Origin of the sequence: Gudongella oleilytica, from assembly GCF_004101785.1 — a bacterium.
Lineage (GTDB): Bacteria > Bacillota > Clostridia > Tissierellales > Tissierellaceae > Gudongella > Gudongella oleilytica.
The window spans coordinates 1968352-1986069 of the sequence record NZ_CP035130.1 but is presented as its reverse complement, the minus strand read 5'-3'; the positions used below and the strand labels follow the sequence as shown (position 1 = coordinate 1986069).

Sequence of the window (17718 nt, the reverse complement as noted above, 5' to 3'; positions counted from 1 at the left end):
TTATGAAGGTCATACTAAAAAATATAGGGAAAAAATATGAGGGAAGAGAAGAGTTTACTCTCAGGAACATAGACCTTGAAATAGATGACAGGGAATTCTGTGTAATACTGGGTCCGTCAGGCTGCGGAAAAACCACCCTTTTAAGGATGATCGCAGGACTCAACTCCATCACTGAGGGAGACCTTATGTTCGACGACAGAAGGGTAAACACGGTTCCACCCAAGGACAGGGACATAGCTATGGTTTTTCAGTCATATGCGCTTTATCCGCATATGACGGTATATGACAACATGGCGTTTTCCCTTGCCATGAGAAAGGAGAGCAGGAAGCTTATTGATGAGAGAGTCAGGGAGGCAGCGGAGCTTCTTCAGATAGAAAACAACCTTTATGCCAAACCCGCAGACATATCCGGCGGACAAAGACAGAGGGTTGCCTTGGGAAGGGCGATCGTCAGAAAGCCCAAGGTATTCCTTATGGATGAGCCGCTTTCAAATCTGGATGCAAAGCTGAGAGAACACATGAGAGTTGAGCTTGTCAGGATCCACAAACAGCTGGGAACAACGACCATATATGTCACCCATGACCAGACAGAGGCAATGACAATGGCAAATAAGATCATATTGCTGGACAAGGGCAAGGTCCAACAGGTTGGAACACCTGATGAATTCTACAACAAGCCTGTAAATATTTTCGTGGCGAGGTTTATCGGGTCACCGACTATGAATATCCTGGAGGGTGAATACAAAAACGGCAGGTTTGTATCCAATAATAATACAATCAAACTTACCCCTTTCGAGGAAGACAGAGAAAGCCTTTCTGCTTTTGAAGGCAAGAGGATATCCATGGGAATAAGGCCGGAGAGATTCGTCAGTGACGATACCTATGAGGATATCTTCAATGCCAAGGTCGACGTCATAGAGATGCTTGGAAAGGAAAAAACCATATTTGCAAAACTTGAGGACGGAACAGATCTGGTAATATCTGTACCTGGTCATCATGAGTTCACAGAGGGTGAAAGCCACAGCTTCGGATTTGATAAAAGTGCGATCCACTTCTTCGATTCAGAGACTGGAATTCGTATCAATCCATGATTTAGGGAGTGGATGCCATGAGAGAAATCAAGAGGATAACCATTAGAGATGTGGCAAGGATGGCGGGTGTTTCACCCTCCACAGTATCCCGTGTCGTATCAGGTAATCCGAGGATCAGCATAGAAACAACTGAAAGGGTCATTAAATGCATGGAAAAAATGGGATACCATCCAAATGCGATTGCCAGATCCCTTGCAAGCAGCATCTCAAGCACAATAGGCCTTGTAATGCCCCAGGGACCAGGGGAAGCATTGTCAAATCCCTTCTTTCCAGAAGCACTGAGCGGTATAATAAGAACCTCGTCAGAGATGGGATACGACATATTGCTGGTGTCGCATCATGGCGATGAGGACGGGCAGGTTAACGCCATAAAAGCCATGATAAATGCCTCCAAGGTAGACGGGATTCTCCTTATGACGAGCAGAAAGGACGACAAGTCCATAGCTTATCTCGATTCCGTAGACTTCCCTTATTCAGTCATAGGATCTCCGGACAATGGACAAATGAGCTTTAACCATGCTGATAATGATAATATAATGGCTGCGTATGAGCTGACAAGCTATATGATAAGCAAGGGCTTCAGAAGGCTTGTATTGATATCCGGAGGCAAAGAGCTTACAGTTACAAGAATGAGGATAACGGGCTTCAGAAAAGCCCTCGAGGAATCCGGGATCCCGTACACTGACGACCATATACTCGTAGGAAAATTTGATGAGGAGACAGGTTATAACTTTGGCAAGAGGATATCTGATCCAGTAAACAGAATAGATGGTATCATTGCAACAGACGACGTGCTGGCATTTGGCGCTGCGACGGCTCTTCTTGAAAGCGGCTTGAGGATCCCTGAGGATGTTGCCGTTTCAAGCTTTAATAACAGCGTATTGTCAAGAAGATGCAACATTCCAATCACCTCCATAGAGATCAATCCCGGAAGACTGGGCGAGGAATCGGTAAAGCTTGTCATTGATTCAATTTTGAATGGAACAAGGGGAAAAAGCGTAATCGTGCCTTACCAGCTACACAAACGTGCATCCACAGAGGGCTTCACTAAATAGTGCAGTATATTTATAATTTTCACACTTTATTTGACTCTGTTACGCATTTTATATTGAAAGTAATGATTAAGCGTGTTAATATCTAATTATGGTATGCTATTTTATAATTTATTGTGGGGGATACTATGGATCACAAACTGATGGAAGACAATTTAAGAAAAATTGAAGCGGTTGTGTCCAGCAAGATAGTAGTTGGTGAGGACAATCAAATCGACGAGGTCCACATTGTTTCAAACGGGCACAGAGGTGCCAAACAGATTGCCAGAGATATCCAGTCCGTTCTTCTTGCTACATACAACGTAGATATTGACCACAAGAAAATAAGCATAGCCCAGATTCCGGATGAAATGATCCAAAGGAACAGCTGCCGGGTAAAGCTTAACGGAGTATCCCACGATACCTTCGGAACAAAGGCGACAGTAAGGGTCAATCTATCCAAGAAGGAAGACGAATACGTTCACTCCAGGACAGGCGTAAATACTGTGCGAAATGTAGACAGGATGCTTGTTGAGAGCACTCTTGCTGCGGTACAGGATGCTTGCGGCTTTGAGGATGCCTTTATCTTCGAGGATGTCAGACAGATCCAGATATCCGGTGGAGCTGTAGTCATCGTATGCGTTACCGGGATTTGGAACGACACAGAGCAAAGACTTTCGGGCTCCTGCGTGGTAAAGAATGATTATCACGGAGCAGTTGTAAAGGCGACTCTTGACGCTGTCAACAGGTTTTTAACAAAGTAGAGATCAATGCCGGCTAATTTTTTAGTTTTAATGAGCGGAGCGAATATAGCATGCTGAACTAGCGGACAGCAGAGTACTCTAAGAGGAGGCTATATTCGATGAAAAAAGTTATCGGTGCATTTATGAGCATTCTAGCATTGGTTCTGGCAGCAGGCGCAAATTTCTCACTGATCTAACTATACATGAAGCATAAAACTAGCCGGCATTATCTATATAAGGAGAGATAGGCATGGGGATCAATACTAAAACCAAAGTATACCTTGGATTCCTTGTGGCTTTGGCGATAACATTGTACATATATCTTGCTCTCAACTTCAGCCTGGGACCTGTTGGTCTTCTGGCTTTTTGGTCAATACTTGCAATAGTTGTTGAGTCACTTTTAATACCCTTGCCTAACAATATCATTGGAGTTTCTGTTGGCTATGCAATAAATATTGCCACGATAATCATTGGGGGACCGCTTCTTGCGACCACAGTGGCAGGACTTGGTTTTCTATGCAGAGCACCTAAGATTGCAGGAAGGGGATATGTCCATATCCTTAATTTACCTCCCCATAAATCAGTATTCAATGTTTCGCAAAGCATCATTGTTACCGCACTCATAAGTTTGATATATATTTCATTCGGTGGAAAAGTAGGAGTATTTTCATTGATCCCTACTATTTTGATATTGTTAACAGGTGTAGTAATTAATACGTCAATAATTTCTGGATTTTTGTCTATTTCTGGTAATTCCAGATTTATAAATACATGGATCGCCAATATTAAGGGAGTTTTTCCAAGCGCAGTAGCAGTAGGGACAATGGGTATCATAATAGCCCTGGCGTTTATTGGATATGGGTATGGTGCCGTTATTCTGTTCTTTGGACCTCTCCTTTTGGCAAGGTATTCCTTCAAGCTGTATATAGAGATGAGAAATCTATACCTTTCAACCATCCAGGCGTTGAATAAGACAGTAGAGGCAAAGGACCCATACACAAGCGGTCATGCAAACAGGGTGGAGAAATTCGCGGTAGAGCTTGCAGAAGCATATCATCTTCCATTTGAGAGCGTTCAAAACATAAAGACAGCTTCTATTCTTCACGATATAGGGAAAATTGGTATCAACGACAGCATACTGAACAAGGCCACAAGGCTGTCACAGGAAGAATTCCATGAGATAATGAGGCACCCAAGCATAGGTGCGGATATAATAAGCAAGGTAGACTTCCTCAAGGACATAACGACTATTGTCAAGCATCACCATGAAAGGTTCGACGGGAAGGGATATCCGGATGGCCTACACGGCGACGAGATACCAATAGAGGCGGCTATACTGACAATCGCGGATTCCTATGATGCAATGACCTCCGACAGACCATACAGAAAAGCGCTGACTCAGGAGGAGGCTTTTGAAGAGCTTAAAAGAAATGCAGGAACACAGTTTCATCCTCAGCTGGTAGAAACCTTTATTTCAATAATGAACCATTAGGTGATCCCATGTTTCTGGAGCCTTCTGTTTTATCCATTGCCCTGGCTAAGCTTAGGGGCGGAAAAATAAAAAATCTCGAAAAAGTAAGCATCAAGGGCTATTGGATGTTCATTCTCGCAGCTATCCTTCAGGGAGCGCTCTCGTTCGGCAAGCTGTATAAGCTTCCACTGGTAGAAAGATTGACGGGCGACTGGCTTGTATATGTAATGCTTATAACATACACCGTAATGCTTATTACTGTAATAATCAACTATGAGAAAAGCTACATGAAGCTGTTTTTCATAGGTCTCTTGCTCAATATGGCGGTGATCCTTTGGAATGACGGCAGAATGCCTGTATCCATGGATGGTATACAAGGTATAGGCCAGGAAACTGTGCTGCCGGATCGGGAAATGGATATCAAGCATGTAGCCGTGGATAAGGATACAAGGCTTGTTTGGCTGGCAGACATAATTCTTATACCAAAGCCCTATCCGCTTCCTAAAATAATCAGCATAGGAGACATATTTATCATGGGTGGAGTGTTTCTTTTTTTTCAAAAGGAAATGCTGGCATCAAAACGCAGTTGACAATCCCAAGCACTTCCTGTATAGGTTGAAGTGGTTGGGATATTTTTTGGAGGTGGGTCATGCAAACTAAGGCAGTAGTATTGGGAACCAATTATTTTATAGGACTTACTATCATAAGAACATTGGGCTACGAGGGAGTAAAGACCATCGCAGTGGATTACCTCGAAGAGGCCCTTTATGGCTCAAAGTCAAAGTATCTGGGCGCTCACTATTTAGCTCCAAGCTTTCGGGAGGATCCACAGGGTTATATCGCTAAGCTAATTGAGATCGCATCAAAGGAGGATACAAAGCCCCTTCTTTTCCCCAGTGCCGATCCATATGCCGAGTTTATTGACGAACATCTGGACATACTTAAAGAACACTTTCTGATTCCCATGAAGGAAAAAGGTCTCTGGACGAGCGTAATGAAAAAGGAGAGTCTTTTCCATCTTGCAATAGAGCATGGCATGCCTGTCCCCGAGACGATAGAAGCACCGGACCCAAACCTGGCAGACAGGGTTGAAGCAGAACTTGGATATCCATGCATTGTTAAGCCTGTGGATTCTCCTGCCTTCGTTGCAAAGTTCAGAAGAAAGGTACTTTATTGCAATAATCGCGACGAGCTTTTAGATGCAGTGGGAAGAGCGGAAAATGAAGGGCTGAAGGTAATAGTCCAAAGAATAATCCCAGGCTTCGATGACCATATGTATACCTTTGATTTTCATGTGGATCAAAGTGGCAGGATATCACATTGGGCTACCTGCAGAAAGCTGAGACAGTTTCCAATAAACTTCGGTGCTTCGGTATATACTGAGCAAAGGTACATCCCCGAACTTGCTGAGCTTGGGATCCCATTTATTGAAAAAATCGGCTACAGAGGTTTTGGAGAGATAGAGTTTAAGAAGGATGAAAAGACCGGGAAATTTTACATGATCGAAATTAACACAAGGACTACTACTCTGAACTATCTTCTATACAAAGCGGGCATCAACTTCCCATACGTTTGCTACAGAGACATGACGGGAGACCCCCTTCCTGACAAAGCTGTAAAGGAGGATACAGGATATGTGTTCCAGTATTTGTTTGAGGACATTCTTGCTTGCAGGGATTATATGAGAAAAGGACAGCTAACAGCCTGGGAGATACTTAAATCACTGTTCAGAAAGAAAGCTCCTGCCATTTGGAGTCTGGACGACCCCATGCCTGCATTAAGCTACACGGGAACATTAATTGGAAAGACAGTCAAGAGACTGCTTCGGTAGGAGGAATATATGAGGCTAAACAAGCTCCTTGAGGGAATTGAAATATTGGAAACCAGGAATGCACTTGCTTCTGATGTCAAGGGTGTCGCTTATCACTCAAAGAGAGTGGAAGAAGGATATATATACGTTGCGATCAAAGGATACAAGACTGACGGTCATCTTTATATCGGTGAAGCGTTGGAAAAGGGTGCTATAGCAGCAGTCGTTGAAGAATTTTCAGACCTTCCCATACATCAGATAAGGGTTGCAAATTCCAGAGTCGCTTTATCAAGGCTTGGTGCGAACCTGTATGGCCATCCATCAAAATCCATAAGAACGGTGGGGGTAACTGCAACAAACGGCAAGACGACTACTACCTTTATTCTGGACAGGATGTTCGAGCTGGCTGGGTTCAAATCGGGCGTTATTGGAAGCGTTCTTAATAAGACAGGCGGAAGGATCGAAACAGCAGAGCTTACAACACCGGAAAGCCTTGATCTCCAGGATTTATTCTCGGAAATGCTGGGAAATGGGATCACCAGGGCATCCATGGAGGTATCCTCTTCAGCTCTCGAGCTGTACAGGACCAACGACATCGATTTTGACATAGTGTCCTTTGCCAACTTCAGCAGAGAACACATCGATCAGCACGGGAGCTTCGAAAGGTACTGGGAGGTCAAATCGAGCCTTATAAGAAATGCAAAGGGATCCGCTATAGCAGTGTTGAATGTTGATGATGAAAAGATAGCAAGTCTTCGTGAGCAGACAAAAGCCAAGGTTGTTACCTATTCTATTAACGGGGATGACGGCGACATATTGTGCAAAGGTGTAAGACTTGTAAAGGGCAGGGCAAATTATCAGGTCATTGTTAAGAAGGATATCGATCTTGGAGAAGTCACAATAAAAAAGGGTGACTTCAACATAAGCCTTGGAATTCCCGGATACCATTCCGTAGAGAATGCTATGGCTGCAACGGTCATAGCTCTTGCAGACGGTATCCCGGTAAATATAATTATAGATGCTCTGAATAGCTTCAAGGGAGTTGAACGTCGTTTTGAATTTATCTTCGAGGATGATTTCATAATAGTTGACGATCACTTTGCCAACGTCAAAAATATAAACAGCACTTTAAGTACTCTTGCGGATATGGAGAGAAACAAGCTCCACATTGTCTATGCAATAAGAGGCAACAGAGGGACAACCGTGAACAGGGAAAATGCAGAAGCCTTGGTGTACTGGAGGGAGAAGCTTGGGCTGAACGATCTTGTTGCCACGAGGAGCATTGGAGCAGTTGGATGGAAGGACGAGGTAGCACCTGAGGAAGAGCAGGTCTTCAAAGAAGTGATCAGTCAGACAGATCTTCGTCTGAAGGTTTTTGATACACTCGAGGAAGCTATAGGAGACGTACTTAAGAGAGTGGAGAAAGACGATATTGTTCTTTTGGCTGGCTGTCAGGGAATGGATCGTGGAGCAAGAGCCGCATTTGACCTAATTGCCGGAATTCGACCTGAAATCGACAGGGAAAAGCTGTATTATCCTCTTGAAAGAAGAATATCAGAGCATATGGACCAGCTGTAAAAAATTGTTTGGAAATTCGCGCTGTTATGTTAAACTTATGTTGTGTAAGTTCGACCCCATGGGATCGACTCTTGGGAACATAAAGAAGAATTGAGGGGGAAGTGTTTTGGATCTTAAGTCTAAAATCAGGGAAATAGAAGATTTTCCAATAAAGGGAGTAAGCTTTAAGGATATAACGACTCTCACCAGAGATAAGGATGCATTCAACCAAGCAGTTTCAAGCATGATAGATGATCTGAAGGATAAAGAAGTTGATTACATCGTGGGACCTGAGGCCAGAGGATTCCTGTTTGGTGCCGCAGTCGCATACGGTTTGGGAGTTGGATTCGTCCCCATAAGAAAACCAGGGAAGCTTCCCGGTGAAACAACAAGCTTTGAGTACGAGCTTGAATATGGTACAAACACCCTTGAGATCCATACCGAATCAATCAAGAAGGGTGACAGGATCGCGATCGTAGATGACCTTCTGGCAACAGCAGGGACAGTTATGGCCGCAACCAAGCTGATCGAGTCTCTTGGCGGAAACGTTGTGGCTCTTGAGTTCGTTATAGAACTTACCTTCCTGGGAGGAAGAGAGAAACTTGAAGGCTATCATGTCAACTCATTGGTAAAATACGACTGATCGGGTGTGACTGAAAGCAAATCACTTTGGAGGGATAAACTATGTGTGGTATAGTTGGTTATGTAGGAGCAGGAAATGCTCAGGACATCATCCTCGACGGCTTGTCAAAGCTTGAGTACAGAGGCTACGACTCTGCAGGGATTTCCATAATAGAGAGCGGGAAAATGAAGACCAGGAAGCTGTCAGGCAGACTTGGGGTCCTGGCTGGAAGCCTTGAAAAGGATCCCATAAGTGGAACTATAGGCATGGGTCATACAAGATGGGCAACTCATGGTGCGCCAACCGACGACAATGCCCATCCTCATACGAACGGGAAGGGTACAATAGCCGTTATACACAACGGTATAATAGAGAACTACAGGCCTATAAAGGATGAGCTTCTTGCCTTGGGCTATAAATTCAAGTCCGAAACAGACACAGAGGTTATCGCCCATCTGCTGGATCACTATTATGAAGGAGATCTTCTTCAGGCCGTTTTTAAAACAGAGGCCAGACTCAGAGGAGCATATGCACTGGTAGTAATGTGTGAAAGCAGTCCCGATGAGATAATCGCCATCAGACATGAGAGCCCAATAATACTTGGTGTTGGCGAAGGAGAAAACTTCATAGCATCTGATATTCCCGCAATACTAAAGTACACAAACAAGGTAGTATATATTGAAAATAAGGACATAGTAAGACTCACCAGATCAGGATATGAGATATTTGGAGAGGACAGAAAAAGGATCGACAGACAGGTAAGAACAATCGAGTGGGATCTTGAATCGGCAACCAAGGAAGGCTACGAGCACTTCATGCTGAAAGAGATTTATCAGCAGCCTTCAGTCATATCAGAGACAATAAACAGAAGACTTGATGAGAACGGAAGCTTATTCCTCGAAAACATAGCAATCGATGAGGATACTATAAAACTGATCAACAAGATATATGTGGTTGGCTGCGGTACAGCATACCATGCAGGACTTGTTGGAAGATATCTTCTTCAGGAATTCCTGAAGGTGGATGCACAGGCTGAGATAGCATCTGAATTCAGATATTCTGACCACTACATCGATGATAAGACTCTGGTAGTCATTGTAAGTCAATCTGGTGAGACGATGGATACCATCGGTGCATTAAAGGCTGCCAAGGCGAAGGGTGCAAGGATACTGTCGATAACCAATGTAGTTGGGAGTTCCATAGCAAGGGAATCCGATGACATATTCTACACATGGGCAGGGCCTGAAATAGCTGTCGCATCAACAAAGGCCTATACCACTCAGCTCACAGCATTCTATATACTGGCTCTTTACTTTGGAAAGCTTAAGGGTACTCTGGAAGACAAGTGCTATGATGAGATCCTGGCTGAGCTAAAGACTCTCCCCGGCAAGGTGGAGGCTTCCCTTCCGGCATTTGCTGAAAAGGCAAAAGCAGCCGCTCAGGAGATTAAGGACAGCAAATCAATATTCTATCTGGGAAGAGGACTTGATTACTACACAGCCCTCGAGGGAGCATTGAAGCTGAAGGAAATATCCTATATCCACACTGAAGCATTCCCTGCAGGTGAGCTGAAGCATGGCACCATAGCTCTTATAGAGGAAGGAACTCCTGTAATTGCAGTTGCCACACAGCAAAGCATATATGAAAAAATGGTTTCTAACATCAAGGAGGTAAAGGCCAGAGGAGCTGTTGTTACCGGAATCACGAGAAAGAGGAATACGGACCTTTCCGAGGTAGCAGATACAGTGATATATCTTGAGGAGAGCTTCAATATATTCATGCCTTTATTGTCTGTGGTTTATCCGCAGTTGTTGGCATATTACACATCCCTTGCAAAAGGAAATGACGTGGACAAGCCGAGGAACCTCGCAAAATCGGTTACTGTTGAATAGGGAAAAAGCCGCTTGAGCGGCTTTTTTTAATGGTTACACTTTTGAAATGACCTGATTAAACATTAATCACAGACCTAAAAAATTATAGACTTCCTTTACTGAGTATAAGGTTCATATAAGCGATGACATTTCTTTTCTCTTCCTCGCTCAGTTTCCCATAAGCATCCAGGAGCATCTTTTCGTCTGTACCAAGATACTGAGGGGTCTTCTCCCGAAAAACATCAGCGGAGGGAGCTTCCATCGGGAGGCTTCCGGTAAGCATCCAGTCAATGTTTATCTCCAGCACCTTTTTAAGAAGCATAAGGGTATTGGCTGATGGAGCGAATTTGTCATTTTCGAGATCGCTCAGGTTTCCTGTTGACAAGCCGGTAAGATCCCTAACCTCTATGAGCGACAATTTCTTTGCTTTTCTTGCAGATCTGATCCTTTGCCCTATGGTGGACACTTTAACACCTCCAGGTTTTCTGACATCAGAGATTTTAAGTCATTTTGTATTGACAGTATCTGACATCTGAGATATCCTATAATTAAGATAGTTAATCATACTAAGCCCATTCTACCACATAAATCAGCAAAAAGAGAATAGAAATTCTTTTTAGGGATGTGATTTTTAATGAAAAGGAGAAAGTTGACCCCATTTGGAGAAAAAGTGAAACGAAAGCTCGTCGAGGTTAACATGACCCAGAAGAAGCTGGCGGAAGCATTGGGAACCTCAGAGGTATATCTTAGCATGATACTTTATGGAGAAAGGTCAGGTAAAAAGTATATACCAGGTATAAATCAAATTTTAGAGCTGTAAATGGATTGGTCTTCGTATATGAGTATCGGAGACCATCGTTATTTTATAATACTCTTGCATGATTAATAGTGTCAGTGGTAATATAAGTGTGACTATTTATTATGGGGAGCATTGAGAATGAATAAGAAAAGATCGATTTTAGTTTCACTTTTACTGATATCAATACTGATGATCACAGGATGCAGCCAGGGAAAGACTGAGGAGATATTTCCTTCCCGCGACATCAACGGGATCATCCAATGGGGTGCAGGAGGAGGTACGGACATTATTTCCAGGTCATTGACGCCTCACGTTGAGGCTCAGCTTGGGAAGACAATAGTTCTGCAGAACATGACCGGCGCTACCGGTGCAATAGCTGCTCAGTATGTATATGGTCAGCCTGCAGACGGCTATACTCTTCTTTATGGAGCTGAGAATCCTCAGTTGTACGAGGTAATGGAAATATCTGAGCTAAGCTATGATGATTTTGAACCGATAATCGTAATTGGAAGGGAGACTGCAGTGGTTGTAACTACTGAAAGCTCAGGAATAGATTCTCTCGACCAGCTATTGGATAATGCATCTGATTCTCCGGGGACAATTAAGCTTGGAACCACAGGTCCTGGAGGACTGCCTTATGTCGTTGCCGCTCTTTTTAATGCCGTCGATAAAGCGGAATTCAACCAAATACCCTTCGATGGAGATGGACCTGTTGTAACTGCACTACTCGGGGGGCATGTAGATGTAACAGTGACAAAGCTTTCAGCAGTCAAGGAGCTGGCATCTGCCGGTGAGGTAAAGATCCTGGGAAGCATATCCGAGGAGCCGATAACCGGTTACGAGGAAATACCTGCAATAACAAGCACCAGACCTGAATACTCAAAATATCTTCCTTGGGGTCCATTTTACGGTGTTTATGCAAAGAAGGATACTTCGCCTGAGATAATTGAAATCCTGAAGAATGCTTACCTCAAAGGATTCCAAAATGGTGAGTTCCAGGAATTCCTATCTGAAAGTGCCATAACACCTATGGGCATTTCAGGAGACGAAGCAAGAGACTTTCTGGAAAACTGGAAAAAGGTATCATCCTGGCTGCTTTACGATGCAGGAGGAGCAAAAATATCACCTGAGGAGATTGGCATAGAAAGAGTAAATCCGTAGGCTGTGATAACAATGAAGAAATCAAACCATAAAAAGAATGCCATGATAATTTTTGCCCTTGGGCTTTTCAGCCTTGGGGCTTTTTGTCTTTCAATAATTATGTTTATAAAAGACCCGACAATTGCCTCTGCAGGTGCATTGCCTCTTGGAATATCAACCCTTATGCTGATTATCAGCATTTATCTATACATAACACAGCCGGATGGCGAAGGAAAACTCAGGATGGAACCCCGGGTTCTGCTGATAATAACGGGTCTGTCATTATATATACTCCTGACCTACCTGATAGGCTTTTATCCATCGACTGTAATTTTTGCCGTTTATTCGGTTATTGTTCTGGGTGAGAGGACGTCTGTCAGACTATTTTTGTTTTCGATCGGACTTGTATTGGTGCTTTGGATTCTATTTGGGACCATATTCAGGATCACGTTACCATAGGGAGTTGATACTATGCTTGAAGGACTTGCAGGACTGTGGATACCTATATCAGATCCTTTCTTAATACTTCTTATAGCTGCCGGAACCTTTGCCGGTATCTATGTTGGAGCTATACCCGGCCTATCGGTGACCATGGCGGTCTCACTGCTTATCTCCTTTACTTTCTCATGGGATATGTTCAATGCTTTGGCCCTTATGACAGGGGTGTTTGCAGGAGGGGTATATGGAGGCTCGAGACCCGCAATATTATTGAATATACCAGGAGCACCTGCAGCCATAGCAACATCCTTCGACGGTTATCCATTAGCTAAGCTGGGACTGGCTGGTGAGACGATTGGTACGGCGACGATCCAATCATTTCTTGGAGGTATGATGGGATTGTTGATCATGGTCTTTGCTACACCTATTATGTCTCAGACAGCCCTTGCATTTGCTCCCAGGGACTACTTTTTGATAGCCTCGATGGGACTTCTGCTTATCGGGAGTCTGGGTGGCAAAGCTCCATTAAAGGGAATACTAATGGGCTTAATGGGCGTTATACTCGGGTTGACTGGGATGGACCCCTTTACAGGTGAAGGAAGGTTTACCTTCGGTTCGCTGGCTTTGATGGGAGGGATAGACTATGTGGTAGCCATGATAGGTCTATTCGGAGTTTCAGAGGCTATAAGCCAGATAGAGCTTATAGGAAGACCTGTCATCAGGCAAAAGCTGGACAGGATAATACCGCTATGGAGCGAGATAATAAGGCACGTACCATTGACTCTCAGGGCTTCAGCAATAGGAGCATTCATAGGTGCGCTTCCTGGAGCAGGTGGAGATATTGCGGCACTACTTGCATACGACCATGCCCGAAGGACAGTCAAGAAGCCGCAGAGACCATTTGGGGAGGGTGCCGTAGAGGGAGTAATTGCTCCTGAGGCAGCAAATAATGCAGCAGTCGGAGGTGCGTTTATACCTATGCTGACGCTTGGAATTCCTGGAGACAGCGTTACTGCCGTTATCCTTGGTGCATTATTTATACATGGTTTAAGGCCTGGTCCCCTGATGATGTCTGAAAAACCTGAGATATTCTGGTTTTTTGTGTCCGCACTTTTCCTGAGCAATATTTTCATGCTGATTTTTGGCCTCATGGGAGTAAGGGTATTCTCGCGTATAGTTGAGATTCCCAAGCAGTGGATAATCCCCACAATATTAATACTTTCGATGATCGGTGCATATGCTATCAGGGGGAGATATCTGGATCTGGTACTGGTGGTAATCTTTGGAGTAGTTGGCTACGCGCTAAAGCAGAATGGATACCCAACCGGACCTGTCATTCTTGGAATGATCCTTGGACCCATGATCGACAGCAACTTTCGAAGGGCAGCACTTTCTGCAGGATCCTTGATCGGTGTGCTGGTTGAAATATTTACTAATCCCATCAGCCTTGTCCTGTTTACAGCCATTGGCCTTTTGTTAATCTCAGGCATTAGACTTGGAAAACGACTTTAGATAAATAATAAAGTCATTAATCGTGACAAATCTGCCTGGTGTTTATTGTAAACATGTTTTAAATCGTTGCAAACGCTTGTCCGGGATTAGGATGCTAAACAGAAAAGGGATAATGTTCGTTATAATATAGATAAATAGAAATTTAACGATATATCTATTGCACCCAAAAAAGTTACATGTTATAATCATCTTGTTGTTTGAACCTATATAAATTTCATGGAGGGTGAAGAATGAAGAAAATTATTTCATTGTTATTAGTACTTATGCTAAGCATTGGCTTGCTTGCAGGTTGTACTCCAGCAGCACCGGAAGCACCAGCTGAAACACCAGCAGAAACACCAGCTGAAACACCTGCAGAAACTCCAGCTGAAGAACCAGCTGCAGAGGGAACCATAGTAAAGCTTGGACTTGGACATGTTATATCCATAGCAAAATCCACGGACAAAGGAACAGATGCTAACGGGAATGCAGTAAATGCAGGAGCACAAGCAGATGTAACGATTGCATCGGTAGGCTTCGATGCTGACGGCAAAGTTGTAAGCGTATACATCGATGTTGCTCAAACTAAGGTAGCATTCGATGAGAACATGGTAGTGACTTCAGACAAAACTGCTGAAGTAAAGAGCAAAAAAGACCTTGGAGCAGACTATGGAATGGTTAAGGCTTCAGGTATTGGCAAAGAGTGGTTCGAGCAAATAGCAGCTCTTGAAGATTGGATGGTAGGCAAGACAGTTGAAGAGATCAAGGGTATGAAAATGGCAGAAGGAAAAACTGCTGAAGAGGACCTTGTATCATCAGTTACCATTTCTGTAGGCGACTACATCGCAGCAGTTGAGCAGGCTTGGAATGAGTCTATCGAAGTTGCTGGCGGAGAGACTGTAGGTCTTGGTATCAAAACATCCATAGCAAAGTCCAAGGATGCCGGAATCGATGCAAATGGAAATGCAGTTACAGCTGCTGCTCAGGTTGACACTATAATTTCAGCTGCCGCATTTGATGCAGAAGGTAAGGTAGCAGGAGCAATAATCGATACTGCACAGGTAAAGATTCCTTTCGATGCAGAAGGAAAAGTTTCAGTTGATAAAGCTGGCGAGTTCAAAACAAAGAACGAGCTTAAGGAAGAATATGGTATGATCAAGGCTTCCTCAATAGGTAAAGAGTGGTATGAGCAGGCAAGAGCACTTGCTGATTGGATGGCTGGAAAGTCAATCGATGAGATCAAGGGAATGGAGCTTGCAGAAGGTAAGACAGCTGTAGAAGATCTTGTATCCTCAGTTACAGTTGGAGTTGAAGATTACCTGTTAGTAGTAGAAGAGGCAGCTTCAACAGCAAAATAGTTCTTAACGACTCCCTCAAATGAGGGAGTTTTTATTTGCCTGAAAATGTGGTTTTTGGTATGATGTTCTGGGGTGATAATTTGAAAAAAACAATAATAATAGTACTATTGCTCTCACTTATGTCAGGAGTGGTGTCAGGCTGCGGACTAAAAGTAGAGTACGAAAAATATACAGATACATTCTTTGATTCCTTCGACACCATTACTCAGATAGTAGGGTATGCCAGGACGGAGGAAGAGTTCATGGAGTATACTGCAATGATGCATGACAGGATGCTTGAGCTCCACAGGCTGTATGACAAATACAACAACTACGATGGGTTGAATAATATCAAGACCATTAACGATATGGCAGGCAAGGAACCGGTCGTAGTTGAGAAAGAGCTTCTTGACCTGATAGTTTTCTCAAAGGAGATGTATGAGAAAACAAGCCACAGGACGAACATTGCATTTGGGGCAGTGCTGTCGATCTGGTCTGAATACAGGGAAGAGGCTGAGTCGGATCCAACCAAGGCAAAAATACCTCCTATAGAAATACTTGAGGAGGCAAGGAAGCATACGGACATCAACAAGGTTATAGTTGATACAGAAAACAGCACAGTGTTTCTCGAAGACCCAAGGATGTCTCTGGACGTAGGAGCTGTGGCTAAGGGCTTTGCTGCTGAAATAGTGGCCCGTGAAGCTAAGGAGGCAGGCTTTGAATCCTTCATAATGAGTGCAGGGGGGAATATTCGGGCAGTTGGCAAACCATTGGACGGTGAGAGGGACAGATGGGGTGTAGGCATCCAGAATCCTGATAAGGATGTATTTGGAGATGGCTCAAATACTCTTGAAACTATCTTCGTCAACGATGCATCGGTAGTAAGCTCTGGTGATTATCAACGATACTATATGGTTGGGGATCAAAGAATACACCATATCATCGATCCTGAGACGCTCATGCCTGCCGCACACTACAGAGCCGTAAATGTTGTCATAGGGGATTCAGGGCTTGCAGACTTCTACTCCACTGAGGTATTCCTGCTCCCCTATGAGCAAAGCAGGACTTTTGTCGAGTCAGTGGATGGCCTGGAGGCAATATGGGTTTTTGCAGATGGCAGAGTCGAGATGACAGATGGATTTAAAAGAATAGCTCTTAGTCAGGGTGCAAGTGCAATTGACAAGAAGTGAGGACAGGGAGGTATGGTCATGGAAAGAACCTTTGTCATGATAAAGCCGGACGGAGTAGATCGGGGCTTGGTTGGAGAAATAATTTCAAGAATAGAGAATAAAGGACTCAAACTTCTTAATCTAAAGCTGATATGCGCATCCTCGGATATACTTGAAAACCACTATATGGAGCACAGAAATAAACCGTTTTTTCAGGATCTTGTGGATTCAATGAAGGATAAATCTGTTTTGGCAATGGTGGTCGAGGGGGAGAATTCTATAAAGTTAATGAGGATAATGGTGGGAGACAAGGACCCTTTATGTGCATTTCCTGGTACCATTCGAGGAGATTACGCCTTTGAAACCACAAGAAATCTGATACATGCCTCGGACTCCCTGGAGGCAGCAGAAAGAGAAATTAAAATATGGTTTGGAGATAAGCTATGACAAAAAAGACAATTGGAATAATCGGAGGAATGGGACCTCTTGCCACAGTGAAGCTGTTTGAAAGAATTGTCACAAATTCCGGTGCAGCTTCTGACCAGGAGCATCCGCGAGTCCTCATTGACAACAATACAAATATTTCGGACAGGACCGGTTTTATACTTGGCAGGGGGGAAGATCCTGTACCGGAGCTTATAAAAAGCGCAGTGGGACTTGAAAAAATGGGAGCAGATTTTCTTATAATGCCGTGCAACACAGCCCATTTCTTTTTGAAGGAAATCTCTGGATCCATCAACATACCTTTTATCGATATGCTGGAGGAAACTTTGAAGGAAGCCTCCAAGGCAGTGTCAGACGGGAGGATCGGTCTACTTGCAACAGATGGTACTTTACAGTCAGGGATATATGATAAAAGGGCTGTCGATCATGGACTTAAGCTTATCCATCCTAAGCCTGAGGAGCAGGCAAAGATAATGAAGTTCATATACAGTATCAAAGGCGGAGATTTAAAAGGTCATTCCGAAGGCTTTCAGGAAATTGTCACAAGGATGGCAGATGAAGGCCTGAAGGCTGCAATACTTGGCTGCACTGAGCTTTCAGTCGCAATCGATTACATTGAGCTGGATAAAAGGATAACTTATCTTGACCCCCTTACCATAATTGCAAGAAAAGCATTATTTGAATCTGGCTGTGTTACAAAATAG

Annotated in this window: 18 protein-coding genes; 17 read left to right on the top strand and 1 reads right to left on the bottom strand. The window is 43.7% G+C overall.

Annotated features, from left to right (window positions below):
* The first annotated feature begins 2 nt into the window (after positions 1-2).
* From EC328_RS09605 to glmS, 9 genes are all read left to right on the top strand, one after another.
* Complete coding sequence (locus tag EC328_RS09605; RefSeq protein WP_128426587.1) at positions 3-1091, top strand: ABC transporter ATP-binding protein; 1089 nt, start codon at positions 3-5, stop codon at positions 1089-1091.
* A 17-nt stretch (positions 1092-1108) separates the two neighbouring features.
* Entirely contained in the window at positions 1109-2146 is a 1038-nt protein-coding gene (locus EC328_RS09600; RefSeq protein WP_128426586.1) for a LacI family DNA-binding transcriptional regulator, read from the top strand.
* A gap of 125 nt (positions 2147-2271) precedes the next feature.
* The gene (locus tag EC328_RS09595; protein WP_128426585.1) at positions 2272-2886 is read left to right on the top strand and encodes a hypothetical protein; all 615 of its coding nucleotides are present in this window, start codon (positions 2272-2274) and stop codon (positions 2884-2886) included.
* Between the two features lie 229 nt (positions 2887-3115).
* On the top strand, positions 3116-4357 hold the full coding sequence (locus EC328_RS09590; RefSeq protein WP_128426584.1) for an HD-GYP domain-containing protein: 1242 nt from the start codon (positions 3116-3118) through the stop codon (positions 4355-4357).
* An 8-nt stretch (positions 4358-4365) separates the two neighbouring features.
* Positions 4366-4926: a DUF5317 domain-containing protein gene (locus EC328_RS09585; protein WP_128426583.1), complete on the top strand. Its 561-nt coding sequence runs from the start codon at positions 4366-4368 to the stop codon at positions 4924-4926.
* Positions 4927-4985: 59 nt separating this feature from the next.
* Positions 4986-6167, top strand: coding sequence for a carboxylate--amine ligase (locus EC328_RS09580; protein WP_128426582.1), 1182 nt, complete (start codon positions 4986-4988; stop codon positions 6165-6167).
* Positions 6168-6176: 9 nt separating this feature from the next.
* A complete protein-coding gene (locus tag EC328_RS09575) occupies positions 6177-7724 on the top strand; it encodes a Mur ligase family protein (RefSeq protein WP_128426581.1) in 1548 nt (515 codons plus the stop codon).
* Between the two features lie 106 nt (positions 7725-7830).
* The gene (locus EC328_RS09570) at positions 7831-8346 is read left to right on the top strand and encodes an adenine phosphoribosyltransferase (protein ID WP_128426580.1); all 516 of its coding nucleotides are present in this window, start codon (positions 7831-7833) and stop codon (positions 8344-8346) included.
* Between the two features lie 41 nt (positions 8347-8387).
* Positions 8388-10217 (top strand): glutamine--fructose-6-phosphate transaminase (isomerizing), encoded by a 1830-nt coding sequence (gene glmS, locus EC328_RS09565; protein WP_128426579.1) that lies wholly within the window; start codon positions 8388-8390, stop codon positions 10215-10217.
* 82 nt (positions 10218-10299) lie between these two features.
* On the opposite strand, the gene EC328_RS09560 is transcribed toward glmS, so the two are convergent.
* The gene (locus tag EC328_RS09560; protein WP_164906092.1) at positions 10300-10662 is read right to left on the bottom strand and encodes a helix-turn-helix domain-containing protein; all 363 of its coding nucleotides are present in this window, start codon (positions 10660-10662) and stop codon (positions 10300-10302) included.
* 168 nt (positions 10663-10830) lie between these two features.
* On the opposite strand from EC328_RS09560, the gene EC328_RS09555 reads away from it, so the two are divergent.
* The 8 genes from EC328_RS09555 to cuyB all read left to right on the top strand — a co-directional run bounded on the left by EC328_RS09555 (position 10831) and on the right by cuyB (position 17718).
* Positions 10831-11016 (top strand): helix-turn-helix domain-containing protein, encoded by a 186-nt coding sequence (locus EC328_RS09555; protein ID WP_128426577.1) that lies wholly within the window; start codon positions 10831-10833, stop codon positions 11014-11016.
* A gap of 117 nt (positions 11017-11133) precedes the next feature.
* Positions 11134-12156 carry a tripartite tricarboxylate transporter substrate binding protein gene (locus tag EC328_RS09550; RefSeq protein WP_128426576.1) on the top strand — a complete coding sequence of 341 codons (1023 nt, stop codon included), beginning with the start codon at positions 11134-11136 and terminating at the stop codon, positions 12154-12156.
* Positions 12157-12168: 12 nt separating this feature from the next.
* On the top strand, positions 12169-12594 hold the full coding sequence (locus EC328_RS09545; protein WP_164906091.1) for a tripartite tricarboxylate transporter TctB family protein: 426 nt from the start codon (positions 12169-12171) through the stop codon (positions 12592-12594).
* Positions 12595-12606: 12 nt separating this feature from the next.
* The gene (locus EC328_RS09540) at positions 12607-14085 is read left to right on the top strand and encodes a tripartite tricarboxylate transporter permease (protein WP_128426574.1); all 1479 of its coding nucleotides are present in this window, start codon (positions 12607-12609) and stop codon (positions 14083-14085) included.
* 230 nt (positions 14086-14315) lie between these two features.
* Positions 14316-15422: a hypothetical protein gene (locus EC328_RS09535; protein ID WP_128426573.1), complete on the top strand. Its 1107-nt coding sequence runs from the start codon at positions 14316-14318 to the stop codon at positions 15420-15422.
* Positions 15423-15502: 80 nt separating this feature from the next.
* Positions 15503-16591, top strand: a complete 1089-nt coding sequence (locus EC328_RS09530; protein ID WP_206363850.1) for an FAD:protein FMN transferase — start codon at positions 15503-15505, stop codon at positions 16589-16591.
* Between the two features lie 18 nt (positions 16592-16609).
* Positions 16610-17017 (top strand): nucleoside-diphosphate kinase, encoded by a 408-nt coding sequence (gene ndk, locus EC328_RS09525; RefSeq protein ID WP_128426572.1) that lies wholly within the window; start codon positions 16610-16612, stop codon positions 17015-17017.
* On the top strand, positions 17014-17718 hold the full coding sequence (cuyB, locus tag EC328_RS09520) for a cysteate racemase (protein ID WP_128426571.1): 705 nt from the start codon (positions 17014-17016) through the stop codon (positions 17716-17718). The genes ndk and cuyB overlap by 4 nt, the downstream gene beginning before the upstream one ends.

Excerpts from the sequence above, each read along its gene's own strand:
- EC328_RS09605 (WP_128426587.1), top strand. The coding sequence starts at position 3 with ATGAAGGTCATACTAAAAAATATAGGGAAAAAATATGAGGGAAGAGAA.
- EC328_RS09600 (WP_128426586.1), top strand. The coding sequence starts at position 1,109 with ATGAGAGAAATCAAGAGGATAACCATTAGAGATGTGGCAAGGATGGCG.
- EC328_RS09595 (WP_128426585.1), top strand. The coding sequence starts at position 2,272 with ATGGATCACAAACTGATGGAAGACAATTTAAGAAAAATTGAAGCGGTT.
- EC328_RS09590 (WP_128426584.1), top strand. The coding sequence starts at position 3,116 with ATGGGGATCAATACTAAAACCAAAGTATACCTTGGATTCCTTGTGGCT.
- EC328_RS09585 (WP_128426583.1), top strand. The coding sequence starts at position 4,366 with ATGTTTCTGGAGCCTTCTGTTTTATCCATTGCCCTGGCTAAGCTTAGG.
- EC328_RS09580 (WP_128426582.1), top strand. The coding sequence starts at position 4,986 with ATGCAAACTAAGGCAGTAGTATTGGGAACCAATTATTTTATAGGACTT.
- EC328_RS09575 (WP_128426581.1), top strand. The coding sequence starts at position 6,177 with ATGAGGCTAAACAAGCTCCTTGAGGGAATTGAAATATTGGAAACCAGG.
- glmS (WP_128426579.1), top strand. The coding sequence starts at position 8,388 with ATGTGTGGTATAGTTGGTTATGTAGGAGCAGGAAATGCTCAGGACATC.
- EC328_RS09555 (WP_128426577.1), top strand. The coding sequence starts at position 10,831 with ATGAAAAGGAGAAAGTTGACCCCATTTGGAGAAAAAGTGAAACGAAAG.
- EC328_RS09550 (WP_128426576.1), top strand. The coding sequence starts at position 11,134 with ATGAATAAGAAAAGATCGATTTTAGTTTCACTTTTACTGATATCAATA.
- EC328_RS09545 (WP_164906091.1), top strand. The coding sequence starts at position 12,169 with ATGAAGAAATCAAACCATAAAAAGAATGCCATGATAATTTTTGCCCTT.
- EC328_RS09540 (WP_128426574.1), top strand. The coding sequence starts at position 12,607 with ATGCTTGAAGGACTTGCAGGACTGTGGATACCTATATCAGATCCTTTC.
- EC328_RS09535 (WP_128426573.1), top strand. The coding sequence starts at position 14,316 with ATGAAGAAAATTATTTCATTGTTATTAGTACTTATGCTAAGCATTGGC.
- ndk (WP_128426572.1), top strand. The coding sequence starts at position 16,610 with ATGGAAAGAACCTTTGTCATGATAAAGCCGGACGGAGTAGATCGGGGC.
- cuyB (WP_128426571.1), top strand. The coding sequence starts at position 17,014 with ATGACAAAAAAGACAATTGGAATAATCGGAGGAATGGGACCTCTTGCC.